Here is a 25,611-nt window from a genome sequence, read left to right on the forward strand (position 1 = left end):
CTTCCTTAACAATTCAACATACGGAACGCTCTGCTCATGATAGTCGGAACTACTGATGCGTGGTTTTCATCTGGCGCTATGTAATGCTCAACCTGCAAATCAGGCAAAGAATACTCACACAATTTTGAAAATAATCCTTTAGCATCATCGACCATAAACGCCTCTTCACTGCCCACTGTGATCAATAGCTTTCTTTTCTCGGATCTTATCGTTTGACCCTTCTTATAAAACGCCCCCGCATACGCCAAGATTTCATGATCATTCCACCAAATCGAGGGGCTAGAGGCCAAATAATACTGGAATAGCTCGGCACGAGTGAACAGCGTCCAGAGGACAAACAACCCGCTTAATGAGTGACCAAACAAAACTTGTTTATGCTGATCGATATTATATTTTTCAGAGACCAGGGGCATTAACTCTAACTCTAAAAAAGATAGTAACTTTTCAGCACCACCATGTGGTCCTATGTCAGCATTTTTCAATCGATCCGGATATACATACTGCTTCGCAGGAGGCGTGAAATCATAAAATCTTCTTTTGGAGACCTCATCATCCGTACCATAATGCCCAATGCCAATCACGATAGCTGGTACAATCAAAGTTTTCGGCGCATTTCTTGACTGCAATTTCACGACATCCCGGCCCAATTGAAAATATGAATTACCATCGAGCATGTAATAGACGGGAAATCCATTCTCAGGGGCCTCTTCTCTCGGAATTGAGACCTTTATATCATACGTGTAGCCCATATACTGAGATTCTAGCTTCCATGATTCTGTGCGTTCGAGTTCAACTTGTGTTGACATATGTGCTGCTCACTCTCCCCTACACTCTTGACTTGGCTAATAAATATAAGAAATAGGGAATGCCAATAATCGAAACGACTATTCCCACAGGTAACTCTGCTGGCTGAAATAATGTTTTGGCAAAATAATCCGAGATCACCAGCAAGAACATCCCAACCACTGCACTGGATAACATAATATAACGGTGATTAATCCCTACTAATCTTCTGGCGATGTGAGGAGCCATCAATCCTATAAAACCTATAGAACCGGATACAGATACACAGACACTTACAATCCCCACACTGCATAACAGAAAGATCAGCTTTTCTTTTTCTACGGAGATCCCCAAGCTTTTTGTGCTGGAATCCTCCAATTGAAAATAATTGAGCAAATAGCTTTTTCGATACATCACAAATCCTAAAATCAGCACCCAAGGCGTGATCATTATGATATAAGTCCAATTCGCGCTGTAAATACTTCCGACACTCCACACCGCAGCCATTTCATAATCACTTGCATTCATTTTTAGAGAAAGATACAACGATAACGCCCCAAAACCACTGCTTATCGCGATCCCTGTCAATATCAAACGTTGCATATCAAGTGCACCATTCCGCCAAGAGAAAATAAAGATAACCACAACTGCGGCAAGCCCCCCCACAAAACCAAAGAGAGGCATGGCTAGTATCGAAAACCAGCTTTCTTTAAAAAAAGTAACCCCTGACATCTGAAAGAAAAACATAAATGCAACGATGGCAGCTCCGGCACCGGCATTAATTCCAAGGATGCCTGGATCAGCCAGCCCGTTTCGGGTAATGCCTTGAATGACCGTTCCAGCCATCCCCAGACCTATGCCTACTAATGACGCAATAATGATCCGTGGTAGTCGAAATTGAAAAATAACCAGGTCAAATTTAGGATTGGGATCTATTCGCAGCAGTGTTTTTATCACATCCATGACAGACATATCAAAAGCGCCATTCGTTAGATGAAAATACCCCGCCACAAGTGTTAGCAGGATAAAAGCTAATAGCGTCAATATATAGCGACTAAACTGTATTCTGCCTCTATCCACGTTGCTCTCCCCCTTTAACCCGAATTAAATAAAGGAAGAACGGGATTCCAATAAAGGCTGTCACAACGCCAATTGGCGTCTCAAACGGAAAGTTAATATACCGGCTTAAGACATCACAAAATGCTAAAAAAACAGCCCCAATGACTGCTGAGCAAGGAATGATGAAACGATAGTCGATACCAACGATAAAACGTGTAATATGAGGAATGATTAGACCTACAAAGGCAATCTTACCTACTAAGGCCACTGCTGTCCCGGTCAGACATATAACAGATAAAATACTGATAATCTTCACCCATTTTGTCCGTTGACCCAAGCTAATCGCCGTTTCATCCCCTAGGGAGGCAACCATTACAGATTTAGAAATACTAACTGCCAAGAGCAGACCAACGATAATAAAAGGAATGGACAATATTAGCATATCTGGATTTACAGTATGTATTTTCGAGCTATACCAAACGCTAACATTTTGTGAGACTTGAAAAAACATCGCTACTGCTGAGGCAATACTACTTAAAAATGTACCAATTACAGTACCAATAATGGCTAGTCTGACTGGAGATAAGCCGTTTTTGACCAATGAGCCAAATCCGAAAACCAAACCCGCTCCGATAGCAGAACCCACCATGGATAAAAGAATCATATGAACATTCGATAATCCAGGATAAAACACCATAGCCAACGTAATAACAAATGCCGATCCGTCATTTACTCCCATAATCGATGGTGATGCAAGATAATTCCGTGTAACGCCTTGCATTAACGCCCCTGAAACAGCCAGTGCCGCTCCAACTAATAAAGCGGCGATTACACGCGGTAATCTAGATGTCATAATAATGTTGTGGTCCACATTATTTGCATCGAAGTGTGTAATCGCCTGCCAGATTGTTACTATTCCAATATCCTTAACACCATATAAGACGGATACAACCATTGCTAATACGATGAATAATGGAGAAGTTGATAGGATCAATATAACTTTCCAATTTTTTGTATTCATCTTATTTATCGCACCTTCGGTTTTACTTCAAGAGATTTTCAATTGCAGCATCCAGGAATCTTACTTTAGACCAAGCTGTACCACCTTGCGCCAACGGATCAATTGCATTTACAAAGACATGATTGTTTTTGACTGCATTTACGCTTTTGAAGATCGGATTCTTAAGTAAATCATCAAGTGCCGTTGCATTATCCGTATTCTCGCTGGTCTCAAACTGCAAGAAAATATAGTCCGGATTAATTTCCGCTAAAGCTTCTAGTGAAAGCTCAGCTTGAGCTTTAGTAGTTGTTATTACTTCGGGAATGGTAGCACCTAAATCTTCGTAAATAACCGGATTCAGGTAAACACCCGCTGGATACACACACATACTACCCTCACGAATACGAATAACTAGAATTGATTTATCTTTCAACTTTTCTCCAACGTCAGCCTTTGCACTAGCAGCTTTTGATTCATAATCGCTAATAATCTTTTCTGCTTCTGAGGTCTTTCCGGATAATTGACCTAGTAAAAGCAGATTATCTTTCCAATTCGTTGATATATGTGAATAAGGAATCATCGTTTGAATTTTATTAAGCGCACCCGACACATCTTCACCAAACTTGGAAGACCCTAAAATAACATCTGGATCTAGCTGCAAGATCGCCTCATTACTTGGAGCAAATTTATCCCCCACTAAAGATGCACCAGCTAATTCAGTTGACAGATAACCTGGAATGGCATTTGCTATGGCTAGCACGCCTACAGGTTTCACTCCTAGAATTGCAGCATCTTCCATAGATTCCAGACTTGCAGCTACGATATTGTGAATCTCTGTAGGTACAACATAATCCTTACCTAGATATGTAATGGTTTGTTCAGTGGCAACTGCCTCCTGAGCCGTATTTCCTTTGTTGTTTGCATTTCCCTCTGCTGCTACGGCGGAATTATTTGCACTTTTTGAAGCTGCGTTATCCTTTTCATTGTTACCGCATGCCGCCAAACTCAAAGCTAAAACCGCTGATACCCCTGCTAATAAAACTTTTTTCTGATTCATTTTCTATCTCCCCATCTCTATTTTTTTTATCATTCTTTATAGCAAAGTAATGATAATGAGAATCGTTATCATATTAAATCATATGAGAATAATTATCAATAGATTTCTTTTAATATATGAAATTTTGTAAATTGTCAGATCATTATAAAGGGAGAAATTTCCGCAGATGACGTAATTGTTAAAAAAGGAAATCGAGCTGGCTGTGCATCCGTGTCACATGACTGCATCTAATGCAGGTTGGTCTTCAAGAGGCGTATGCTCTGGCAGAGCTTGTCGAGCTAGATGCACTCTCTGTCGTAGTTCGGAATAAGTTTCGTAAACAGTTGGGTCTGCCAGTGGCCTAGACTCTACCATCCTATTAAGAACACCGAAGGCGTTTATGCTTGCTATAATAGAATTTTTAAAATTTCTAGATTGCGGAGAAATGTGAAATGAACTCAAGGGATGGGCCTATATTCAACTGTTGGCCATGGGGAGCCCTGTTTTTAATTAAGCACACGCCTCTTTGGGATGACGGACCGAGCGAACCTTAAATCCTTAAAATACATGTTTTAGTCGAGCTTACGGACAAATGTATGCGAAAAACCGAATACAATGTGCCGACGCTAACGTAATAAGCCAAATGTATGCGAAAAACTGAATACAATGTGCCAAAGCTAACGTAAAGGAGCCAAATGTATGCGAAAAACCAAATACAATGTGCCGACGCTAACGTAATAAGACAAATGTATGTGAAAAACCGAATACATTGTGCCGAAGGTAACGTAATAAGCCAAATGTATGTGAAAAACCGAATACATTGTGCAGAAGCTAACGTAAATAAGCAAAATGTATGCGAAAAACCGAATACATTGTGCCGACGGTAACGTAAAAAAGACAAATGTATGCGAAAAACCGAATACAATGTGCCGAAGCTAACGTAAAGGAGCCAAATGTATGCGAAAAACCGAATACAATGTGCCGACGGTAACGTAAATAAGACAAATGTATGCGAAAAACCGAATACATTGTGCCGAAGGTAACCTAAACGAGCCAGCGCCGATACACATGCTGAAGAACATGCTGAAGAACCCGCACCAAGTGCGGGTTCTTCAGCGCTTAAATATAAATTCAACTTTTTCATCAGCGTATAAATTACGGCATATATTTCTCAGCAATGCTGGTGACATATCCGTCTTTTTTAGTAATCACACACGGGGGCACAAAATCAGTATATTGCTTGAAATATTCAATAAACTCCTGCTTGCTTACTTCTTTTAGAGCACCCGCATTAGCATCAACTATAGAATATCTCGTATCCTCTGTAACCTCTAATGGATCGGTATACGTATATTTGTTGAGGATATAAAATCCATTGGGCATATCCTCATCTGGATTAATATTCAACCCTTTAAAGCGAGCGGAATCCTCCATTGTTAGCCATTCAATGTTATCAAAATCAAAGGAATGATTCTCCAGGTTAAGATTAAAAACATAGCCCATTAATATACTCTCGGGTGTGATCGCAAAATCATCAGCTGTAGCCTCATTGTCCACCACAAGCTGATCCAGCTTGACATGCTGAACCATTCCAATATCATTGCTTATATAATTCATGGCGACCTGCAAAGGATCAAGTAGTGCCGGCTCCTCCCCCTGATCCGCTAATGTCTGCAGACGGGCATAATATTCAGCTATCGTAACATCAGTTTGAGGTGTATTGTAATATTCATTTCCATTCGAATCCTTCCAACGTTCTACGCTCCAAATTCCTGAATCTCCTTGAATAACAGGTTGGGATAACAACAGTTGGCTTGTTTCGCCTGTCGTTATGGGGAATTTCACTAGAATATGCTTCCCACTATAAGTTTCATGCGGAAGGTGATGGTTTGCTTCAAGAAACACACGCACTGCCATTTCCTGACCGGCTGGTGTGGATATGTCATTCTCTCCACTCCTGATTACGCCCAAATATTGTGGTGCTGAATTCATAATGGAAAAAATAAGTATCGGTTTTCCCATGCTTCCTTCTTCGGTGATAAATCCATCAACCACATTTTCCGTCATCGTCAGCTTAGCTGGATCATCCGGTTTCAAGCGATATTCTAAACTCCAAATTTCCAAGGGTGTTGCAAACAGATCGTCGAATGACGCTATTTTTTCAAGCTTAGTAATTTTACTGTCAACCATCTTAACATTTGTACTATTCTCATAGCTCGTCATGTTCTGCTCCATAAATTGCTCGGCATAATCCTTTACGGTTAATGGATCATTTTTCGGATTACTTATGAGTCCGACACACAGCGCAGCCACGACTAAGATTGCGACTAAAACAACCCAAAAGGCTGGTTTTTTGTAATTCAGAATATTTTTGATTCGTCCTTTTGTATTGCTCTCGCCAAAGGCAAGCGGTGAACCACCCATAAATCGTCTTCCAGTAGATAAGGACAAGAGTGAGGTCGAATATTCCTTTTTGATTCCGCTGCCCATCTGTCTTATGACGCTTTCGTCACAGGATTTCTCCATATCATCACTCATCAGATAAAAAGCAAGCCAAACCACTGGATTAAACCAATGTATACACAGAACAGCGAACGCGAGAGGTTTTATGATGTGGTCGCATCTGTGTATGTGCACTTGCTCGTGTTTGATGATATAAGCTTTTTCATGATCGGAAAGACCGTTTGGAAGGTATATTCTAGGCTTAAAGAGGCTGAATACAAAAGGTGTGGAGATGCCGTTGTGCTCATATACATTTTCGAAAAGAGGGGTTGCGGCTCTTAAGTTTCGTGAAAGTCGAACAGTGGCAATAATGCTGTAAATGAGCAGCAGCGCAATCCCGATCAACCATATATATTGGCCTATGTTAAGCCACGCGTCTGAAGGATTTGAAGGGTTTATACCATTTGGTGCAGCAGGTATAGAGGGGATAGGTACGGGTGATATATTATTTACGGCTTGCTCGGATGTGTTGATTACATTTTGGATTTGAGGCGTTTGTGTGTATAGCTTATTTAGAGGTGAGTTCTGTACTTCAGATGGGATAAAACTAAATATACTCTCAATCGAGAACGGACACAGGAGTCGGATCAAAACCACAGACCATAAGGCATAGGAGAATATTTTGGGAACTTTTCTTAAGAACAGCCGTGCCACGATGATAAACACAATCACATAACTTCCCGTAATGCTCATGTTTAAAAGTAGTTCAAACAGCTGATCCACCGTTACTCCTCCTTATGCTCATGGATTAGTCTTAGAACATCATCAATTTCGCTGTCGCTTAATTTCCGGCTCTTTGTGAAAGCAGCCAAAAATTTGGGTAACGAACCGCCGAAGGTTTCCTTCACAAACGCCTTGCTCTGCTCCGCATAAAAGTCATCCTTTTTGATAAGAGAACCTACCACACCATTATCATTTTCAAAAATCTCTTTAGCTTCAAGTCTTTTCAACATCGTATACGTTGTTGATTTCTTCCAGTTGAGCTCGGATTCACATAACTTCACCAGATTCCCTGACGGAATCGGTTCATGATCCCATATTAATTCCGCAAATTTCCCTTCCATTTCGGTCAGTCTGAGATCCTTCAACCTTGCGCCTCCCGTTGGTCTATAATTCCTAGACCTTCTATTTGAATTAGAGTTTACAACTTGTAGACCATTTTGTCTACAAAAATTTCCAGTACAAAAAAAGAGACTATGTCTTTGCAAACATCGCCTCATTGTTATCTTTATTAAGGATAAAACACAGATAAGTCACGGAACAATATTCCGCTCTCTTCTAGTCTGTTAAGCTCCTCTTCTACATCAGTTACAATATGGCTTTCTCGCTCATGAGCTGTATTGATTAACCACGGTTGCCCCTGTCTTAAAAAACAAAGATCATCGGGCACTCTAGTCTGCACCCATGAGTACAAGCTCGTAGAATAGGATAGTAGGATATCGACCGCATCCGGTGAACATCTAAAATAATAAACATCTGCATAATGTCCCATAAGCCGAGTTCCCGGCCAATAATCATCTTTGACGATCTCTTTGAGAAAAGGCTTTAACCGTTCCAATAGTTCATATCCTTCTGACTCTAACTCCATCTGATCCCGTTTGACCAAAATAAATTCATCACACACTTCCATAGCTACCTGTATCAGCGTCTTATAGGCCTGACCCGTTGGGTCCTGCAAAATAGTATTTATAATAATGTCCGCCCCTTACTTATTTGTATTATTTAAATACTCCTGATGCATCCTTCCCCAGCCACACATGCTATCCAAAACAGTAATTAGTGATTTGCCATGTTCTGAAATACTATATTCCACCCTCAATGGAAGCTCATGAAAAATCACACGATCGATAAGTTGATCCTCTTCAAGCTCCCGTAGTTGCTTCGTTAATGTCCCTTGAGAGACATCTGGAATGATCCGTCGCAGTTCGCCAAATCGTTTGGTACCATCTATCAATAAAATAAATAAAATGAGCGGCTTCCACTTTCCACCGATCTTATCAAGCGTTGTAAGCACTCCGGCCAATCTCGGCTCCAGTAAATCCATGTGATCATCTCTTTCGATAGTTAATCTATTTCACACCTAGTACGAACAATCGTACCTAGTACGAAAAAAGTGCGTACTGTGCAGAATTTCTTTTATACCTAATAATAAAAAACAGAACTTAAAAGTCCATTTAACTATGAACGGAGTAGATAAAAATGTCCAGTATTTCATTAAAAAACCAGCGAATCGTCATTATCGGAGGAAGCTCCGGAATAGGGCTCGCGACTGCCAAACAAGCGGTTGAACAAGGCGCATATGTCATAATCGCTGGGCGTTCACAAGATAAATTAGAAAAAGCTCAACAAATTCTAGGGTCCGAATCTACCGAAACTCATTCGCTTGATAATCAAAATGAAGAAGACTTAAAGTCTTTTTTTGAAAAAATCGGCAACTTCGATCATTTGTTCACTCCCGGCGCCTCTTATGTTAGAGGACCGATTACTTCAAGCTTAGAGATTGCGCATAGCTGCTTTAATGCAAAGTTCTGGCCTCAATATAATGCTGTGAAATGCGCGATCCCATATATAAGTCCAACCGGCTCTATTGTTCTGATGTCTGGCGCATTCAGCCAACGACCTCTTGCAGACGGTGCCTCCTATGCAGCTTGTAACGGCGCGATTGAGAGTCTAGGAAAAGCATTGGCTGTTGAGTTAGCTCCGATTCGAGTAAATGTCATCTCCCCAGGCACCATTCATACCAACTTTAATTGGGTAGGAGCAGAACAAGAGACTAGAGACAAGTCTTATGATGAATATACGAATATGAATATCCTTGGCAGGGTAGGACATCCCGATGAAGCAGCACATACAACCATTTATTTGATGACTAATAACTATACTACGGGAAGCACCCTATTTCCTGATGGGGGTTATATTTTGCGATAAGAAACAAAAAAAGCCCATATATCTTTTGGGCTTTTTTTAATAAACATAATCCTATGTAAGCGCCTGAATCCGTACCTAACTTTTTTCTTAATTAGGAATAGTATACTTTTTCTACTTTATATAATGTATGCTCGATAGTTGGGCAGAGATCGGCATCTACTTTATAAAATTTAACTCGAAAGTATAAACTTTTCAGAAAGTTCTTTATATTATTTTTTTGCCTAAAGGCAGGAAGAAACTCTGAATTTTTCTCCACATCACCAAAACCTTGAATCCATTGCTCTACATAAGTCTGACTAAGTATTTTTCTATTTAAAACACTAATTATGGGTCTTACCATTCTCTCATCTTCCCCATCGGAGTAAATTCGATCTGTTATGATCATCTTTTCATAAACCAAATGGAGAATCGTTATGAGGTCATTGTTATCCAGTTCGGAACATTGAGCTAAATCGTCTAAAGCATCTGCTGCATGGGCTATGGCATGTGCCCAGCCTTTTTCTTCATCATACCCGCGGTAATCTCGCTCTTCTTGTACATTGTAAAATACTTTCTCTTTTATCAGATGAATTTGCTCTCTTGAGAGAAATGGTGATTCTCTATGTCTTTCTAAGACGAGTGGTATGACTAGCATTGAGAAAGATCGAGTAAAGACAGCATCTGTATTTGTTTCACCAAGCTTAAAATGCAAATGGTTATGATCCAAAATAACTGGAAGAAGTTGTTCTAGTTCATTTGCAGTTAGAGAATTACCAGGAATCCAGTGTGATAAGATTGTATAAATCAGGTCATCACGCAGCTCGGCATCCACAGAACCGATGTTATGTATCATTTCTTGTATCAACTGGAAGGTATCGGGAGGTGCTTGGTAGCCATTTTCTTTTATTACTATCAACTTTTCTTTTAAATTCATTTTACACACTCCTACTAGAATTTTTCCGTATACAGCGTAATAACGCGACAATTAACAGAGATATTAGTTTGGAAAATGTCACACTATCCTTTCGGGTTGTCGGCATTTATCATGGTACTATATATAGTATTAAGAGCAAACTTTTATTGTTACGCGACACCCTTTCTACATTTTAGAATAGCCTATTCAATAACCAACCAAAGGTGGTACGAAAATGAACCAGAAACTAGAAACAACAGATTCTAAGCGTCGTGTTCTCCCCTTTAAAGGCGTCCTCAATTTCCGAGATATGGGGGGATACACCACCTCTGATGGCCGTAGAGTCAAATACGGTTTGTTTTTTCGATCAGCCGAATTAACAGGAATGAGCGATCAAGATATAAAGCTCTTTAAATCACTTGGAATTAAGACCATATTTGATTATCGGGGAATAGAAGAAATTCGTTTAAAACCAGATCCAGTCATTCCAGGAGTTAATAACATTTGTGTACCTGCGCTAAAGCAAGAGGTGCCTGGAGACATGAGAGATGTGGTTCGTTCTGGATTCCTTGAACATTTTACGACAGACTTCTTGGTTAATATGTATTTGGATATGGCCTTTAATAACCCTTCCTTTAAGCGACTTATGGCAACCATTATGCTTCCAGATGAATTCAGTATCCTGCATCATTGTGCCGGTGGAAGAGACCGCACTGGCGTAGGATCAGCATTCATCTTCCTAGCACTTGGGGTTCCAAGAGAGACGATTATAGAAGACTATTTGCTCTCCAATCAGACACTGGGTCCTTTGAATGAGCAAATAAAAAAGCAAGCCTCACAACATCTGTCACCGAAGGAAGTCGATACTGTTATGGCTGCGCTTATATTACGCAGAGAATTCATGGAAGCCATTTTCTCTGCCATTGACGCGCGTTATAAAAGTGTAGAGATTTTCCTCGAACAGGAATTCGGCATGACTGCTGATAAGCGCAAGCAGCTACAAGCCTACTGTTTAGAAGCTTAATAACTTATTGATCTATGGACTAATTCATTAAGATAGCGATAAAAGTATAAGAAGCGTAGCTCTTTAAGAGCTACGCTTCTTTCCATTTAATACTGACGTTCTTCCTCGTAGGATACAAACAACATTCTACGCTGTACATCCATCAACGATTTAATCACCCAAGTTGCGATCACAGAAACGACGAGTCCCGCTACAACATAGGAAATGTATTGCTGAGATAATGTCCAGTCGATATTAAATAAGGCAAACACACTATTCTCCAAAATATTCAAATCCATCGTTTGCAAGAAAATCTGATGTAGCACAGGTAGTGTGATCAGACCTAGCGCTGCCGCTACCACAGTTATCGTTAGTGAGAAGAAGATAATGCTGGATACGAATCGTCCCATAATCAGCATGATGTTACGTGCAAACTTTGCACCATCAAAACCTAACTTCATGCGTTGCAGGAAGCCCGCTCCCTCTTGCTTCATATCCGTTCTGCGCTCTTCACTCGGTCTAGGAATATCCAGTAGTGATCTTACTAGCTCTTGCTCAAATTTCACAATGTAATCTAACCCTTTAGCTACTGCGAAAAACAAGGGTATACCGATGAAAATTGGTGTTAAAGCAATCGATAATGCTAATCCTGTCACCATAAACACGAAATATACAATCGTAATCGGCAAAGAGATTATAAAATACAACATACTCCGATAGGTCTTGGGACTTGATCGACGTTTGCCTGGTTTAGATTGTGATTTCGATTCTACGGGAATCTGCATGGAATCTACCGCTCCGATCGGCATTGTATACAACTTATCGTTCATTTCTTATGTCCTTCCTCTCACGTTATCAATTAATCTCATTATACGTGAGAAAGAGAAGGCTCAAAACAGTCTTAGGACCGGAGTCTTACCAGACTAAAGGCTAGGATGGGTTTAGACTGGAAATAGCTACAAGCCCAGCTTATTCCCCTTCTCGAGCCGCACGATCTGCTGTTCTCCGCTATCTGCCAGCTCTCTGAACTGGTTAATGGTTTCACGCATTTTAGGAAGAGCTTCCTGCTTATACGTACTTATCGAATCTAAAGCGGATAGCACATCTGTAAATGCCTGTTTTAAAGTATCTACTGAAATGCTAGATTCTAGGGATTGCTTATGGATCGCCGCCCCCTGATCTTTCAACATTTTTGAGGTGCCGCTTATTAGCGTGTTGGTTGTTTGATTTAGGAGTTCAATCTTTTTCAAAACAATTCGTTGATTATAAAGTGCACTGGCCACCGTAACGGAGATTTTCAGGGCAGAAACCGTAACATTTCTAGCTCTGTCCACCCCTCTAATTAGCTCTTTATTATTTCGTATAACCACTTCAATCGCCATAATTCCCTGCTGATTTACTACCAGCATCTGTTGCAGATCCATCACACGCTGCCGCAGAGGAAACAACACCTCCTCCGTTATGAACTTTACTCTTTCTTCAGACTCATTACGTAACTTGGCTGCATCTAGCTGAGCCTCAATCTCCTGATCCATCAGCATTCCCAGCTGAATTTCTTTCTGCAGTTTTTTAGTGAGTTCTCTAAGCGATTGCTGCTCAAACTCTAATGTAGTGTTATCATTTTTCAATACGGTTTTGCCTTTATCTAAAGAAATGATAATATCTGAGATTACAGCATCTGCTTTTTGATACTTCGCAAAATAACTCCGCAATGGGTTAAAGAACTTCCCTAGAAGACCACTTTTGGCAAAATCCACTGCGCTTGGGTCTAAATCTTTCAACTGGAGGTTTAGTTCCGTTAATCCTTTAGCTACTTGCCCGCCTTCATCCCCTGTTTTTGATAAATTCCCTACAGAAACTTGCAAAAGAGAGTTCTTGTCTGAAGACGATCTCATGGTGCTCATCCCGAAGCTGTCTATGGATTGCAGCACTTCTTTTCGTTTATCCAAAGATTCTAAATCCAGCTCCAAAATCGTCGAGACATTGGTTATCGCCATTTCCTTCAGTTGCGTTACTTCCTGTGGCTCAGGTTTAACCTGTTCTTCAATCGCTGATTTCAATTTCTCCGGACTTACTACTTCCATCGTAAAAGACATAGAACCCCTCCTAAAAGTTGTAACTTACATTTGAACATTAAGCAGGTTTCCGATTTTATAGACTACGTCGTCTGTATCCGCGTTGATGTTAGCCGCTTCATTAATACTTGAAATGCTCTCCAGTGCTTTAATATTTGCGTTGTAGCCAATGGTGTAAATCGGAATTTTATAGGTTTCAATTAAGCCCCTGATATCGTTCAGTGAATGACCTTCATTCGTTTCTCCATCACTTAATACAAAGATTAAAGGTTTGATTTCCGGGTTTATCTTCATTTCGTCTTGAAGCATTTTGAGTGCCACCACAATTCCATCAAAAGTCGCTGTCCCCCCATTCGCCTGAAGACTATCTATTGCCCCAACAAACATCGACTGCTGATTCGTGTCATATTTGCCAATTGGAAGATTTATCGTAACGTTATCGGAGTAGGAAACAAAACCAATACTATTATCTTTGCCCAAGTACTTCTGTCCTGTTAATAATGATTGCTTTAAACGATTTAAAGGCTCACCGTTCATGCTACCTGAGACATCAGCTACAAATACTGCCGCAATGGGTTTATTGCCGTTTTTCTTCTCCTTCCACAGCTTTTGAGCCGAGGATAAAAGACTGCCATCCACTGGATTAACCTCCGAATGATAGTCATTCAGTCCATTAAAACCTTTTTCCTCACCCAAACGCTGATACTTATCCTGTTCAACAAACTCCGCGAATTTCTTAATAATGTCCAGCTTCTCTTGTGGAAGATCACCTAATGCGTAAAGGGGGCTGTCATGCCTTACACCAAAAGGAGTAAATACATAACTACCCTTTAGTTCGGGGGCATTTGCGTAAATTTGATACTCTAATACAAAAGCATCCAGCTTCCCCGTTTTAGCCGCATCACGCATTTGTAAAGTAGTCGATGCGATAAAAGGTACATTCGCTTGGAATTTCTCAAAGCCCTGAACCGCTTGCTCTCCAAGCAAATCAGAGCTGTCAAACGTCCCAAGTGCAGTCACAAGAAAGTTCAAACCTGTTGAGCTGGCAAAAGGATCTGTGTAACCCATAGATAATTCATTATTCGCTATCGCATCAGTAATTGTCTTAACGTTTAAAGAACCATACTTTTCTACTAACTCATCATATTTCGTTTTATTCGTGACAATACCGGCTACATTACCAATAAGACGATTGGTTATAAGCTGCGTATTCATTCCGTTCGCTTTTACCATCTCACCCCATAACTCATTGGATGGTGTAAAAGCATCTGGTATATATTTACCAGACCTTATGTAATCCGTCGCTGTTCCTGAAGCAATATTGCGAATTTTTACTGAAACAGGTAATCCGTTCACTTCTATATTGGAACTATTAAAGTCTGTCGCCACTTCATTAAGCCATCCATCATTACCCGTTCCTGATTTCTCTGTGGATGAAAAGATTTCGACAAAGCTATCCGTTGTATTGGATACTGATATAGGAAATTTAGAAATATCCGGCAAGGAATCACCAATCGCTACAGGATCAAGGTCAATTTGTCCTTTAACTTGCTCCGCGATATTTACGTTAATTTTTTTATAAAGTTTTTCCAGCCGCTTTCCTGCATCTTCTGACGAAACCTCAGTAGTGGTTTTACCTAAATTAGATGTTAAGGTGATCCCAAAATACACAAGAGCAAAAACTACCACTGTTATAATTCCGAGGACTAAAAATGTTCTCCCTTTCCTAGCCATTCGCATCTTCCTTTCATTGCTTATAGAATTTCGTCTGTTTGATCAATTCATCGATCTCCTTCATACAAGGCATATCTTCAACATCTTTATAATTCGTACTGTCTAATAGCGATATTTCGAGAAGTAATTGATCTAACTTCAGCAAAATCTCTTCGTTTGCACCGAGATAACCTGTTACATAAGCCAAATATTCATTGTATAGCGCTGTTTTTTTCTGCACCAATTTATCCGAGAACTGCGCAGATCTCTGCTGACTGGCAAAAAGGGAGAATTCCGAAGCGTCAAAAACACTTAACTTATTAAGTATCCCTCGAATATTCAGATAGAAAAGCTTCTCTACTTCATAACTGACCGCACCAAACTTCTTGAAGCTTAGCTCCGACTGCTCAAATCTCTGACCAAGGATAACCATTAACGTATTTTTCTTCTTTTCCATCCGAATGACCTGATCCAAAGCCAGTGTAATGTCCTTCTTCAGCACCTTTACATTTTTGTATTGCGTGAGCGCTGCTATATAATCCTCATGCGTCTTTATCTCTTTTACAGGTGGAACCACCGAAGCTTTAAACAGCAAACTATAACTTCCATAAAGAACAACAAGAAGACTGATCACTACTAATGTCACACCAAAGGAAGTCTCTAGAACGCTTTCTCCCCCAATTTCGACTCCTAGTAACCCTGGTGACAAAACCATAATATTCACTAACACCACACCAACGATAAGCCCTAATAGCTTTACGGATCTCGCACCGTTCAACATACACACCTCCTTAACCGATCCGGTAACTTTTTCCATCATTTGCTTTATTTTATCAGAAACTACTACGTCATACTCCTTTTATTTACAAAAAAACTAATTTTCCGCAGAGGATCTCTAACCCCTCGTTGATTCACTTCTATATATATGGAAGTATTTCTGTGATTACGTCCGTAATCGCAAAAAAACCTTAACAGGCCCAAAGCCCATTAAGGTTAAGTAAACTCATTTATACCCAAGCATCATTCGAATAGCCACGTTGCTCCCAATATCCTGTATGCTCTCCCTCGATCAGTTCAATCCGGTTCAGCCACTTCACAGACTTGTAAGCGAACATTTTGGGGACAATTAGCCGAACCGGTCCACCGAGATCGCTCGGAATCGGTTTCCCATCATGCATAACCGCGACCATAACATCGTCCATATCCGCCTGCTCCAGCGTAAGGGTATCTGTATATACTCCATCCCCTGAGTAGAATTTCACTGTCTTTGCAGTGGACTTCACACCAGCTAGTTGTAGAAGATCCTTCAGCTTGATGCCCTCCCAGGTATTCTTATAGACGGACCAACCTGTCACGCAGTGAAAATCACTCACTTGAACCGTCCGTTGCAATTGAACGAATTGCTCCCAATTCCATGCTAAGCTCTGATCAACAAGACCATCCAACTTAAAGGACCAATTATCGTTCGTGAACTCCGGAATAGGAGTTACTGTATAGACACGGAACTGACCCTGTGACCCACCTCCAAGTGGCGGTGATGATGCCGCCAGTGGCTGTGGTGCAGGCAACAGCTGATTGCGATCATTTTCAATTAATTTATCGATCGTTTCGCTGCCTCCGATGTTTCCAATCGAGCTACCTAGCCATTTTACAAATGAAGGACCGATTGTAAGGGCAAGCCCTACACCAATCGTTCCCCGAATGAACGCTCTACGTGTATAGACTGGCTGCGGGGTATCTTGATATGTTGAATTGGTACTCAACTCACTCCCGCTCTTGATAGTCCGACGATTCGGCTCCTTCAGCCACTTCACACGAGTCAGTGAGTGATAGATAATGTAAGGCAGACCAACCCATGTCAGCACATCATGAACGACCAAGGCAAGATTAGATACTTGCGGTCCAACCCTACGGAACTGCCATAACAACACGCCCGAAACGAACCAGCCAAGTAAGAGGAAAAGCACGACAAGTACATTGAACCGCTGCCAAGGCTTCTCCTTTAGCTGTTTCCAATGTTTACTGGCCAACAGAAGATAATAGATCACTGGAAGGATAGATGCGATTCCTAGCACAATATGCAGACCTTTAATCCATACCCTGCCTTCACCAAGGAAACCTCGCCAGAAACCGCCTACTAGCACAAGCCCAGTCAAGGCCAATATCACGACGATCCAGCCGTTCCAGGTGTGAAGTGCACGCAGCTTTTTCCCGTATCCCTTACGTAGCCGACCAAGCAAATCACTCATAGCTTAGCCTCCTCCTCATGTGTATAATCCCGCACCCGATTTAATTTAGTCCAATAAGGTTAGAAAGGACTTTGATGCAGCAGAGAGTGGAACCCCTCGAAGAGTCGCTATCCCGATGTTACGCTCTGGAAATGGCGGATCTAAAGGGATTTCTACAAGCTCCCCACTTTTTAATTCTTCCCTTACATAATCACGAATAACAAAAGCTAGACCAAAGCCACGTAAAGCGAACTGAACAAGAAGATCTACACTGCCTAGTTCAAACTCTGGTGTTATCGTCACATGATTGGAGGCAAGAAACCCATCTATGTACTTTCTTGTGCTGCCTCCTGGCTCCAGGAATAATAATGGGTACTGCTTGATGTTTGCAAGCGGCATCGTATTATCTGCTAAATGACGGAAGCCCTTGCCTCCTACAAGACAATCTTGGAGCCGTGTACTCTTACGAAATTCAATCTGCTTGTCAGATGCCGGTAAGCTTACGATGCCGAAATCAATTTTGCCTTCTTTTAAAAGCGTGAGCGTTTCCGGTGTTGTTCGATTCGTAATATGAATACGTACGTTAGGATATTGTTCATGATATTGCTCGAGATAAGATAACAAGTAATATTTGCAGAGGGTATCGCTTGCACCGATATGAATCTCCCCACTATTTAAATTGTTCATTTCTGCAATCGCTCGCTCACCCATCTCCACATTCTGAAAGGCTTGCTCAATGAATCGCAGCAGTACTTTTCCTTCTGTTGTTAGATCCACCCCTCTAGAGGTACGGAAAAATAAGGGGCCGCCCATCTTTTCTTCCAATTGCTTAATCGTGTGACTCACCGCGGGTTGTGTGATATTCAGCCGTTCTGCTGCCGCAGTTAAGCTGCCTGTTTGTGCTACCCAATAAAAAGAGCGATACCATTCCAAGTTGATGTCCATTCCCAAGTCATTACCTCACCTTATAATAGATATTACATATATCAATTTTTCTAATGTTATATCTAGCATTATACTTAGACCTGTAGCCAATCACAAGCTTGGGAGGTAATCACGTGACCGTAATCGCAATTGTAGGAGCTAACTGGGGAGATGAAGGCAAAGGAAAAATGACAGATGTACTAGCCGCTCAATCATCCTATGTAGTTCGTTTTCAAGGTGGAAGTAATGCTGGGCATACTATCATTAACCAGTATGGAAAATTTTCGCTTCATATGCTGCCTTCTGGTGTATTTTACCCTTCAGTTACAAACATTATTGGACCAGGAACAGCTCTTGATACAGAAGTATTAGTAAAGGAATTACAAGCATTAGCAGATAGAGGGGTTCCACAGCCGAAGTTGTACGTGTCTGAGCGTGCTCAAATCGTACTCTCGATCCATCGTTTGTTTGATGAGCTGGAAGAGGAACGACTTGGGTCACAAGGGTTCGGTTCAACCAAACGAGGAATAGCGCCATTCTACGCGGATAAATATGCGAAGCTCGGGATACAAGTTGCAGATTTGTTTGATCCCGCCCGACTTGAGAAACGTCTCGAACAATTACTTGCTTCAAAAAATGTATTGCTGGAGCATTTATATAAGAAAGCCCCTATCCAAGTCTCGGAATTAATGGCTCAGATGCAAAAGGAAGCTGCGCAATTGGCACCATACGTTGCCAATACAACAGAAATACTACAAGAAGCTTATGCAAAAGGAGAAACGATTCTACTTGAAGGGCAATTAGGCGCTCTGCGCGATCCTGATCACGGTATATATCCTTACTCTACCTCTTCATCGACACTTGCCGGATACGCATCTGTCGGCGCGGGTCTTCCTGCGGCTGCCATCACGAATGTTATCGCTGTAACGAAGGCATATTCCAGTTGTGTTGGTGCCGGACCTTTTGTATCTGAATTAGAAGGGCCTGTAGCGGATGAACTTCGCACACGAGGTGGCGATGCAGGGGAATTTGGCGCGACTACCGGACGTCCTAGACGTATGGGTTGGTTTGATGCAGTAGCTACACGCTATGGTTGCCTGATGCAAGGTGCAACGGAGGTTGTGTTGACCAATCTGGATGTTCTTGGTTATTTAAATGAGATTCCGGTTTGCGTTGCCTATGAGCTTGAAAATGGGGAAATCACCGACAAGTTTCCAGCAACCAATAAGCTAAACGCAGCAAAACCGATAGTAACGCATTTATCTGGCTGGAACTGCGATATTTCACATATCACGAACTTCGACGAGCTGCCAGAGCAAGCTAAAAGTTACGTAGACTTTATTGAAACGTCTATTGGAATACGTATTTCTACTGTTTCTGTGGGACCTAGACGTGATCAGGTCATTCAGCGTACGCTGAAATAATTTCAAAATAAGGATGCCTAGTTGTACCTACATGCAAAATGCATATAGCTGCAACTAGGCATCCTTGCGTTACTCTTTTATACCAACACTGCATCCACTTTCGTCTGAGGCGCCTTGTCACAACGCTTACAAACCTTAACGACTGATCCGTCCGTTTTTCTTTTTGGATAAAGCAGTTTGATCCGTGTGCTCTGACAGACCGGACAAGTACCCCGACCCCTGGATGGTAAACTCCACAGTGCATGTCCACGTTTTGACTTTGCCATGAATAAACCCCTCATTTCGGTCAATAAATAGTCAACATTTCATTCTGAAAGTGCTTCTTTCAAAAGATATGCTTCAGAGACAGGCTCTATGACTAAATCAATGATGAGGCGTTCGAATATATGAAAAGGACGCCCGGTGATGAACCTGAAGGCGTCCTTTGATTTAAAATGAAGTTATAGTTCCCTTACATTAATTTGTGTAAATCATAGAGACAACACCATTTGTAAAGGTTACGTAATTATAATTTCTATATTGCCAAGTCTCAACTGTAATTCCACTGCCGGATAGACTTGATTTATCAATTGGAGTACCCCAGCTTAATTCTACTTGCTGCTTCGTCATCCCTGTCGAAATTGTACCCGCCTTGATTTTGGCCCAAATCGCATTAGACCATTTATAGATTTTGGTAGGATCAGACGTAAAGAAATACTCTTTGTTTGCCAGATCGCGAGTGACCTGATCGTATTCCATATCATAAGAATTCACAATTTTACCTGATGCCAATTGAAAAGAAATCGAAAACTCATTATCATCGTTCACAAGAATATCAACAATCGTTGCTTTTTGGAATTTATAGTCGGAATCATACTGGTTGAACCAATAAGTCTTTCCGATTAGCTTGGCGAGGTCACCTTGAGATTCTCTTTTGGCTATTTTTAACGTATTTTTTGTGTACGCAAATAACTCAGCTTTACCGAAATTGATGTTCAAAGACTCATAATGAGCACCAAAGTCCAATACTGCTCCCAATGCTGTTTTTAAGAGGGTAGCAGGGAATACTGCTCCTCCATCCACGGTTTGCACTTTACCACTCATTTTCACCTTATTCCCATTCACCATAGCAATATCGCTGCCCAGTTGAAGCTGAATAGGCAAATCCCCTACACGAATACTAAAAGTCTTAGTGGCTGTATTCGTCTGAATAGTTGCACCTAAACTCTTAAAGGTAGTTTGTACAGGCAAATACATCGTGCCATTGATTAATACACCTGTTTCGATGTCCTTATCAGCACTGATAGATAACTTTAACGTTTTGGAATTAGCTCCTGAACGTACGGTTACATTTGTTTCGCCAACGGCTAATGCTTTTATTGAACCATCAGGCAGCTTTTGCAATAAGTAAGGCTTCTCAATAACCATATCTGCTTGAGACAGTGGAACACGTTCGGATGAGCCATCTGGACCTTTTGCAAAAATCTGCACTGGAACCTTGTCACCAACGGTCATCTCCGTATAGTCCATCTTAAAGATTAGATCATCGTTGTTTTGAGTCGTAGTCTCTGCTTGTACACTTGTATCTGCTGCCTTCGCTGTATGAATTGGACCAAACATAGATACTGCCAGCGCTGCAGTGATGCCCCATTTAATCATTTTCATTTCCAAAATCCCCCTCTAGTAAATAAACCAATATTACTTTATCACAATTCCACTATTTTTGTAGATAAAAATGGAAGGTTGTTAAGCTTATATTTTTATAATGTGTAAATATTATGAAAAATAAAGGAAATTACATGGATCTACAAGAAGTTACAGAGTACGTATAACAGAGTCTTTGTAATCGTATTAGGCGGTAGCAACTGAAGAACAATTAAAACTTAAACTAGGAGTGCTATATTCATGGAAATAGTATCGAACCGATTAATTTTAAGAGATTATACAAGCAGTGATTCTTCTTTTTATGAAGAACTAGAACAAAATCCCCTATCCTACAAATATGAGAACACTGCACCTGATGCAAAACAAATTAAAGATGACTTCCTTTCGATCTTGTCTCAAGCAACATGTGATCCACGGCAATATTATGATCTTGCAATATGTACAAAGCTGGATATGAAGCCCATCGGTAATGTCAGCATAAAGTTAAACTGGGAAGAAATCAGAGAATGGGAAATCGGTTGGGTCCTACTCCCGGACTATTGGAAAATGGGATATGCAACTGAATCCGTGAAGTCCCTGATAGGTTATGCCTTTAGCTCTCTTAATGCACATAGGGTTGTTGCTTATGCCAACGCCGAGAATGTGCAATCTGAGAAAGTAATGATTAGAGCAGGAATGTTAAAAGATGGGGTTCTTAGGGAGACTAGATTCTGTAATCAGCAATGGTGCAACGAGATCGTCTATTCCTCTTTAGAGCAGGAGTGGGCTAATATTTGATGGTTTAAAACTGATTAGGGAAAAACTCCCTATAAAAAGTCGATATCCGCTAATAATGAATGAAATTAGGGAATTCCTCCCTATAAATCAGGATAATTCCTTTGATTCTCATCAAATCAGACGAATTTAGGGGAGGTTTTCCCTAATTATAAGTCTGGCAACCAATATTCTCAGAATTAGAGGGAGAAATTCCCTAATTGTTCTATTGAAACTTCACTTGGAACTTCACTTGGATCATCATTTGGAACTTCATTTACAGGATAACAAGAAGTGCCGCTCCCGAGTAGTTAAAAACTACTTTTGGAACGGCCTCTTTTCTTTACACTATCAACTCACGTATAACTTCAACCTCATCCCTGCTCATTTCAACGAATCCAAGGGATGTATATAAGTTCGAAGCACGTTCGTTCTCTATTCGATGTCCAATAACGATTTTGTCGCAGTGATGTTCCGCTTTTATAGTTCGAATCAAGGCATCCATTCCGGTTCTACCGAATCCTCTATTCTGATATTTCTGATCAATCATAAAAGCCATAATCCAATAACTTCCGTCCTCAGGATCTACGGCATATACTGAGAATCCTACCAATTCTTCATCTGCGTATAAAGCCAACGGAGTCATTCCGCAATAAGCCGATTCTGCTAACCAATAGACTACTGGTACAGGAAAAACCGTTTTTTGCTCATTGGACACCTCTAATTGCGTACAGGCATACCAGTTATTCTCAGTGATTGTCTTCAGCGCAATATGTGGATGAAAGCCATCCCGAATACGATCACAGATTGCATCTAATTTAGCTTTAAGCTGTAGTGCCCATTCCGGACAAATAGAAACGTCCAAATTCTCTAAACTTCGAAGCAACCTAGCGAATCCATATAAGTCAGAGAACCTTTGGAATTCTGGCAATAACTTGATATATTCATCGTCCAGCCGCTTTACAGATCTATATCCACTAATAAAAAGATCGATGTTCTTCTTGCTCTCATCATCATTCTGCTTGGATAGATCTCTTAACGCTGATGTGATATCCATCGCAAACCAGTGATACATAGAGTCATCAAAGTCGATCGAACTATATCGAGACGTCTCTTTCATATAAAAGATATTGTCTGTCTCAAAATCAAAATGGATCAGCCCCGTATGTCCTACGCCAAAAGAGAGCTCACTTAACCACGCCTCAATTCGTTCATATTCCTTAAGCGCTTTATGCTCCTCGGGATGTCTTCTTAATACGGATAAAATAAATTGAAGCGAATCGACCCAGCTTTTACGCGCGGGTGTGCTCGGAGCATAAGTCTCAGATAAATTATGCAATCTCGCGAGCGTTTGACCCCAATGTTGGAACTGCAGCTCCGACATCTCTTCAAGCGGAACGTACTCCCCTTGGGCTTGTTCAAAAACAACCCCGTGATATCTACCATTTCCAGTTAAAAGGGTCTCAATCCACTTCCCTTGCATGGAGCGTACTGGCGCCACGGTCTCATAGCCCTGTTCCAATAAGTACATCATAAAATCTAGTTCAGCCTGAATATTCTCTGCGCTATTATCCTCTTCGTGAGTAAACCTTAAATAATAGTGCTTACTATTCCATTGAAACGTATAAATAAAATTGCTACTTGCTCTCACAAGCTTCAAAGTTCCAGGCTCATGATTCCAATACTTGATCATCTCTTTGGCAGGTAGATCGTTCTCTGTTCCCCTCACCATGTTCATTAAAGTCATCATTTCCGATAGTGCCTCCCGTAGTCATTGAGAGGTGTTCTTCCCTTACGAATACTGACCTCTCTCGGACTTCATTGTGGTGTTGTTCGTACTCAAACATCATCACTCCTTATAAACGGATTAGGGACCCCAGAAAGATTTGACCTTTACTCTCATCCCCTTTAACATTATCGGTAAATTATTCTATTTAATCAAGAGATTTAGATAAAGCCTTCATTACTAGATGAAAGGGATGGGACTCCGTACTCCCAGATCTGTAATGCCGCACCGATCATTCCACAGGAATTGCCACGATAGGCTGCTTCAATGCGGACGCCTTCCAGCATCGATGGCATCGTTCTCGTAGCCACTTCTCTTCTTATTCCTTCGAATAATTGCTCACCTGCTTCAGCCACTCCACCACCAATAACAATAACCTTTGGGTTAAAAATATGAATAAACGAAGCGATAGCTGAACCAAGCGCAGCAATTGTTTCTTCCATTACTTCTGTAGCTAGACGGTCTCCTTCTCTCCATCTCGCGATCACGTCTCGTGATTCTAAGTTATCAAGTGGCTCATTGTTTAAAGTTAGTTTTTCCCGCATTCGACGAGCAATGCTTGTGCCTGACGCATAATGTTCTAAGCAGCCTCTTCCTCCACAAACACAAGCAGGTCCTTTGAAATCTACAGACAGATGCCCCAACTCTCCAACGCCACCCCAAGAACCATGGACAAGACGACCCTCTATAACAATGGCTCCACCTACACCCGTACCAAGTGCAAGACAGATAAAATCGCTCACACCTATACAAGAACCTAGATATTTCTCTGTTAATGCTAGTACATTCACGTCGTTATCTACGATTACTGGAAGCTGGAATTGAGTCTGAAGCAACGCTTTCAAGGCTGTCCCAGCATATCCAGGAATAAGCTCTGATGACGAGCGAATACTCCCTGCCTCCCAATCGATTTGTCCTGCCGTTCCTACACCAATCCCTTTAATCTGAACGCCTGCATGCATGGCTGTAGCTTCTTCTATTAACCTTTGAATAGCCTGAAAAGCTCGGTCCACGGTCTTCGTGAACCCAGCCTTTGTGCTCAGACTTACAGTATGTACTACGTCCCCCTGTGGTGTAACCAGTCCAGCATTAATTTTCGTTCCCCCGATATCCACTCCGACAGCATATTCCATTAGAGGATCATATCCTTCTAACACAGACTCGCCTCCTTAAGTCTCAGCAATCGATCACGGCTTTGACATATCGTGAAGTGATCAACTGTGGCCTTGTAATCGCACTTCCTACAACTACATAAGATGCCCCAGCCCTCTTAGCGCTCGCCGCATCTTCCGGAGTCCATATACGTCCCTCCGCAACTACGGGAATATTCACGAACTCGCATAATTGCTGCAGCAAGACAAGATCTGGTCCTTCTTGTTGTGTGCTGTATGGTGTATAGCCCGAAAGTGTTGTACCAATAAAATCTACACCTAATTCTTCCGCTGCCAGTCCTTCCTCCAAAGTCGATATATCTGCCATTACAAGCACACCCATTTGATGGGCATATGCGATTAAAGGCTTAACCGACGCTAAGCGACCTTCCCGATTCGTAACATCTAATGCAACAATATCCGCTTTAGCGGACACGATTGCTTTCACCTCATCCAGAGTTGGCGTAATAAATATGGCTGATCCGGGAATATCCCGTTTAATAAGTCCAATAACCGGTACATTTACTTCTTCTTTAATCGCTAGAATATCTGGAACCCCATTCGTGCGAATTCCAATTGCCCCTGATTGAACCGCCGCTCTTGCCATTTTTGCCATTGTATCCCCACCATGAAGCGGCTCATGCTCAAGTGCCTGACATGAAACGATCAGACCTTTCATCGGAAAGATATCGCTCATTCGAGTCATCATA

The 25,611-nt window shown here is 41.3% G+C and carries 24 protein-coding genes; 4 read left to right on the forward strand and 20 right to left on the reverse strand.

All coding sequences use genetic code 11. The features are described 5' to 3' along the window. Positions 1-5: 5 nt before the first annotated feature. From ACFWMP_RS01940 to ACFWMP_RS01975, 8 genes are all read right to left on the reverse strand, one after another. A complete protein-coding gene (locus ACFWMP_RS01940; RefSeq protein ID WP_379421775.1) occupies positions 6-806 on the reverse strand; it encodes an alpha/beta hydrolase in 801 nt (266 codons plus the stop codon). Positions 807-825: 19 nt separating this feature from the next. Further along, positions 826-1,863, reverse strand: coding sequence for a FecCD family ABC transporter permease (locus ACFWMP_RS01945; RefSeq protein WP_231573437.1), 1,038 nt, complete (start codon positions 1,861-1,863; stop codon positions 826-828). Then, entirely contained in the window at positions 1,856-2,863 is a 1,008-nt protein-coding gene (locus ACFWMP_RS01950; RefSeq protein WP_042187611.1) for a FecCD family ABC transporter permease, read from the reverse strand. The genes ACFWMP_RS01945 and ACFWMP_RS01950 overlap by 8 nt, the downstream gene beginning before the upstream one ends. A gap of 22 nt (positions 2,864-2,885) precedes the next feature. After that, positions 2,886-3,899, reverse strand: a complete 1,014-nt coding sequence (locus ACFWMP_RS01955) for an ABC transporter substrate-binding protein (RefSeq protein ID WP_379421776.1) — start codon at positions 3,897-3,899, stop codon at positions 2,886-2,888. Between the two features lie 1,134 nt (positions 3,900-5,033). Next, positions 5,034-7,103: a M56 family metallopeptidase gene (locus ACFWMP_RS01960; RefSeq protein ID WP_379421777.1), complete on the reverse strand. Its 2,070-nt coding sequence runs from the start codon at positions 7,101-7,103 to the stop codon at positions 5,034-5,036. A gap of 2 nt (positions 7,104-7,105) precedes the next feature. Next, positions 7,106-7,468, reverse strand: coding sequence for a BlaI/MecI/CopY family transcriptional regulator (locus ACFWMP_RS01965; RefSeq protein ID WP_379421778.1), 363 nt, complete (start codon positions 7,466-7,468; stop codon positions 7,106-7,108). A 143-nt stretch (positions 7,469-7,611) separates the two neighbouring features. Continuing rightward, entirely contained in the window at positions 7,612-8,058 is a 447-nt protein-coding gene (locus tag ACFWMP_RS01970; RefSeq protein ID WP_379421779.1) for a hypothetical protein, read from the reverse strand. A 27-nt stretch (positions 8,059-8,085) separates the two neighbouring features. After that, positions 8,086-8,424, reverse strand: a complete 339-nt coding sequence (locus ACFWMP_RS01975) for a winged helix-turn-helix transcriptional regulator (protein WP_042187604.1) — start codon at positions 8,422-8,424, stop codon at positions 8,086-8,088. Positions 8,425-8,579: 155 nt separating this feature from the next. Between ACFWMP_RS01975 and ACFWMP_RS01980 the strand changes: the two genes are divergently transcribed. Beyond that, complete coding sequence (locus tag ACFWMP_RS01980) at positions 8,580-9,308, forward strand: SDR family oxidoreductase (protein WP_379421780.1); 729 nt, start codon at positions 8,580-8,582, stop codon at positions 9,306-9,308. 91 nt (positions 9,309-9,399) lie between these two features. Here ACFWMP_RS01980 and ACFWMP_RS01985 read toward each other — a convergent pair whose 3' ends face one another. After that, the gene (locus ACFWMP_RS01985) at positions 9,400-10,221 is read right to left on the reverse strand and encodes a DUF2785 domain-containing protein (RefSeq protein WP_379421781.1); all 822 of its coding nucleotides are present in this window, start codon (positions 10,219-10,221) and stop codon (positions 9,400-9,402) included. Positions 10,222-10,435: 214 nt separating this feature from the next. Between ACFWMP_RS01985 and ACFWMP_RS01990 the strand changes: the two genes are divergently transcribed. Continuing rightward, positions 10,436-11,224, forward strand: coding sequence for a tyrosine-protein phosphatase (locus tag ACFWMP_RS01990; protein WP_379421782.1), 789 nt, complete (start codon positions 10,436-10,438; stop codon positions 11,222-11,224). 86 nt (positions 11,225-11,310) lie between these two features. Here ACFWMP_RS01990 and ACFWMP_RS01995 read toward each other — a convergent pair whose 3' ends face one another. The 6 genes from ACFWMP_RS01995 to ACFWMP_RS02020 all read right to left on the reverse strand — a co-directional run bounded on the left by ACFWMP_RS01995 (position 11,311) and on the right by ACFWMP_RS02020 (position 18,164). After that, complete coding sequence (locus ACFWMP_RS01995; RefSeq protein ID WP_052404263.1) at positions 11,311-12,033, reverse strand: sensor domain-containing protein; 723 nt, start codon at positions 12,031-12,033, stop codon at positions 11,311-11,313. A gap of 126 nt (positions 12,034-12,159) precedes the next feature. Then, positions 12,160-13,299, reverse strand: coding sequence for a toxic anion resistance protein (locus ACFWMP_RS02000; protein ID WP_076282825.1), 1,140 nt, complete (start codon positions 13,297-13,299; stop codon positions 12,160-12,162). A gap of 24 nt (positions 13,300-13,323) precedes the next feature. After that, positions 13,324-15,012: a vWA domain-containing protein gene (locus tag ACFWMP_RS02005; protein ID WP_379421783.1), complete on the reverse strand. Its 1,689-nt coding sequence runs from the start codon at positions 15,010-15,012 to the stop codon at positions 13,324-13,326. A gap of 13 nt (positions 15,013-15,025) precedes the next feature. Beyond that, positions 15,026-15,772 carry a hypothetical protein gene (locus tag ACFWMP_RS02010; protein ID WP_379421784.1) on the reverse strand — a complete coding sequence of 249 codons (747 nt, stop codon included), beginning with the start codon at positions 15,770-15,772 and terminating at the stop codon, positions 15,026-15,028. Positions 15,773-15,998: 226 nt separating this feature from the next. Further along, positions 15,999-17,240 carry a molybdopterin-dependent oxidoreductase gene (locus ACFWMP_RS02015; RefSeq protein ID WP_379421785.1) on the reverse strand — a complete coding sequence of 414 codons (1,242 nt, stop codon included), beginning with the start codon at positions 17,238-17,240 and terminating at the stop codon, positions 15,999-16,001. 45 nt (positions 17,241-17,285) lie between these two features. Beyond that, on the reverse strand, positions 17,286-18,164 hold the full coding sequence (locus ACFWMP_RS02020; protein ID WP_042193785.1) for a LysR family transcriptional regulator: 879 nt from the start codon (positions 18,162-18,164) through the stop codon (positions 17,286-17,288). A 113-nt stretch (positions 18,165-18,277) separates the two neighbouring features. On the opposite strand from ACFWMP_RS02020, the gene ACFWMP_RS02025 reads away from it, so the two are divergent. Continuing rightward, positions 18,278-19,567 carry an adenylosuccinate synthase gene (locus tag ACFWMP_RS02025; protein WP_379421786.1) on the forward strand — a complete coding sequence of 430 codons (1,290 nt, stop codon included), beginning with the start codon at positions 18,278-18,280 and terminating at the stop codon, positions 19,565-19,567. Between the two features lie 77 nt (positions 19,568-19,644). On the opposite strand, the gene ACFWMP_RS02030 is transcribed toward ACFWMP_RS02025, so the two are convergent. After that, positions 19,645-19,833 (reverse strand): hypothetical protein, encoded by a 189-nt coding sequence (locus tag ACFWMP_RS02030; protein WP_076121390.1) that lies wholly within the window; start codon positions 19,831-19,833, stop codon positions 19,645-19,647. Positions 19,834-20,023: 190 nt separating this feature from the next. Then, positions 20,024-21,211 (reverse strand): stalk domain-containing protein, encoded by a 1,188-nt coding sequence (locus tag ACFWMP_RS02035; RefSeq protein WP_076282829.1) that lies wholly within the window; start codon positions 21,209-21,211, stop codon positions 20,024-20,026. A 240-nt stretch (positions 21,212-21,451) separates the two neighbouring features. On the opposite strand from ACFWMP_RS02035, the gene ACFWMP_RS02040 reads away from it, so the two are divergent. Beyond that, positions 21,452-21,988 (forward strand): GNAT family N-acetyltransferase, encoded by a 537-nt coding sequence (locus tag ACFWMP_RS02040; protein ID WP_339803153.1) that lies wholly within the window; start codon positions 21,452-21,454, stop codon positions 21,986-21,988. A 319-nt stretch (positions 21,989-22,307) separates the two neighbouring features. On the opposite strand, the gene ACFWMP_RS02045 is transcribed toward ACFWMP_RS02040, so the two are convergent. From ACFWMP_RS02045 to ACFWMP_RS02055, 3 genes are all read right to left on the reverse strand, one after another. Next, complete coding sequence (locus tag ACFWMP_RS02045) at positions 22,308-23,714, reverse strand: GNAT family N-acetyltransferase (RefSeq protein WP_081951105.1); 1,407 nt, start codon at positions 23,712-23,714, stop codon at positions 22,308-22,310. A 197-nt stretch (positions 23,715-23,911) separates the two neighbouring features. After that, positions 23,912-24,907, reverse strand: a complete 996-nt coding sequence (locus ACFWMP_RS02050) for an ROK family protein (protein ID WP_379421787.1) — start codon at positions 24,905-24,907, stop codon at positions 23,912-23,914. Between the two features lie 19 nt (positions 24,908-24,926). Then, on the reverse strand, positions 24,927-25,610 hold the full coding sequence (locus ACFWMP_RS02055) for an N-acetylmannosamine-6-phosphate 2-epimerase (protein WP_379421788.1): 684 nt from the start codon (positions 25,608-25,610) through the stop codon (positions 24,927-24,929). Between the last annotated feature and the right edge of the window lies 1 nt (position 25,611).

Origin of the sequence: Paenibacillus sp. NPDC058367, from assembly GCF_042723305.1 — a bacterium.
Lineage (GTDB): Bacteria > Bacillota > Bacilli > Paenibacillales > Paenibacillaceae > Paenibacillus_AQ.

Excerpts from the sequence above, each read along its gene's own strand:
- ACFWMP_RS01940 (WP_379421775.1), bottom strand. The coding sequence starts at position 806 with ATGTCAACACAAGTTGAACTCGAACGCACAGAATCATGGAAGCTAGAA.
- ACFWMP_RS01950 (WP_042187611.1), bottom strand. The coding sequence starts at position 2,863 with ATGAATACAAAAAATTGGAAAGTTATATTGATCCTATCAACTTCTCCA.
- ACFWMP_RS01955 (WP_379421776.1), bottom strand. The coding sequence starts at position 3,899 with ATGAATCAGAAAAAAGTTTTATTAGCAGGGGTATCAGCGGTTTTAGCT.
- ACFWMP_RS01975 (WP_042187604.1), bottom strand. The coding sequence starts at position 8,424 with ATGGATTTACTGGAGCCGAGATTGGCCGGAGTGCTTACAACGCTTGAT.
- ACFWMP_RS01980 (WP_379421780.1), top strand. The coding sequence starts at position 8,580 with ATGTCCAGTATTTCATTAAAAAACCAGCGAATCGTCATTATCGGAGGA.
- ACFWMP_RS01985 (WP_379421781.1), bottom strand. The coding sequence starts at position 10,221 with ATGAATTTAAAAGAAAAGTTGATAGTAATAAAAGAAAATGGCTACCAA.
- ACFWMP_RS01990 (WP_379421782.1), top strand. The coding sequence starts at position 10,436 with ATGAACCAGAAACTAGAAACAACAGATTCTAAGCGTCGTGTTCTCCCC.
- ACFWMP_RS01995 (WP_052404263.1), bottom strand. The coding sequence starts at position 12,033 with ATGAACGATAAGTTGTATACAATGCCGATCGGAGCGGTAGATTCCATG.
- ACFWMP_RS02000 (WP_076282825.1), bottom strand. The coding sequence starts at position 13,299 with ATGTCTTTTACGATGGAAGTAGTAAGTCCGGAGAAATTGAAATCAGCG.
- ACFWMP_RS02005 (WP_379421783.1), bottom strand. The coding sequence starts at position 15,012 with ATGGCTAGGAAAGGGAGAACATTTTTAGTCCTCGGAATTATAACAGTG.
- ACFWMP_RS02010 (WP_379421784.1), bottom strand. The coding sequence starts at position 15,772 with ATGTTGAACGGTGCGAGATCCGTAAAGCTATTAGGGCTTATCGTTGGT.
- ACFWMP_RS02015 (WP_379421785.1), bottom strand. The coding sequence starts at position 17,240 with ATGAGTGATTTGCTTGGTCGGCTACGTAAGGGATACGGGAAAAAGCTG.
- ACFWMP_RS02020 (WP_042193785.1), bottom strand. The coding sequence starts at position 18,164 with ATGGACATCAACTTGGAATGGTATCGCTCTTTTTATTGGGTAGCACAA.
- ACFWMP_RS02030 (WP_076121390.1), bottom strand. The coding sequence starts at position 19,833 with ATGGCAAAGTCAAAACGTGGACATGCACTGTGGAGTTTACCATCCAGG.
- ACFWMP_RS02035 (WP_076282829.1), bottom strand. The coding sequence starts at position 21,211 with ATGAAAATGATTAAATGGGGCATCACTGCAGCGCTGGCAGTATCTATG.
- ACFWMP_RS02040 (WP_339803153.1), top strand. The coding sequence starts at position 21,452 with ATGGAAATAGTATCGAACCGATTAATTTTAAGAGATTATACAAGCAGT.
- ACFWMP_RS02045 (WP_081951105.1), bottom strand. The coding sequence starts at position 23,714 with ATGATGACTTTAATGAACATGGTGAGGGGAACAGAGAACGATCTACCT.
- ACFWMP_RS02055 (WP_379421788.1), bottom strand. The coding sequence starts at position 25,610 with ATGATGACTCGAATGAGCGATATCTTTCCGATGAAAGGTCTGATCGTT.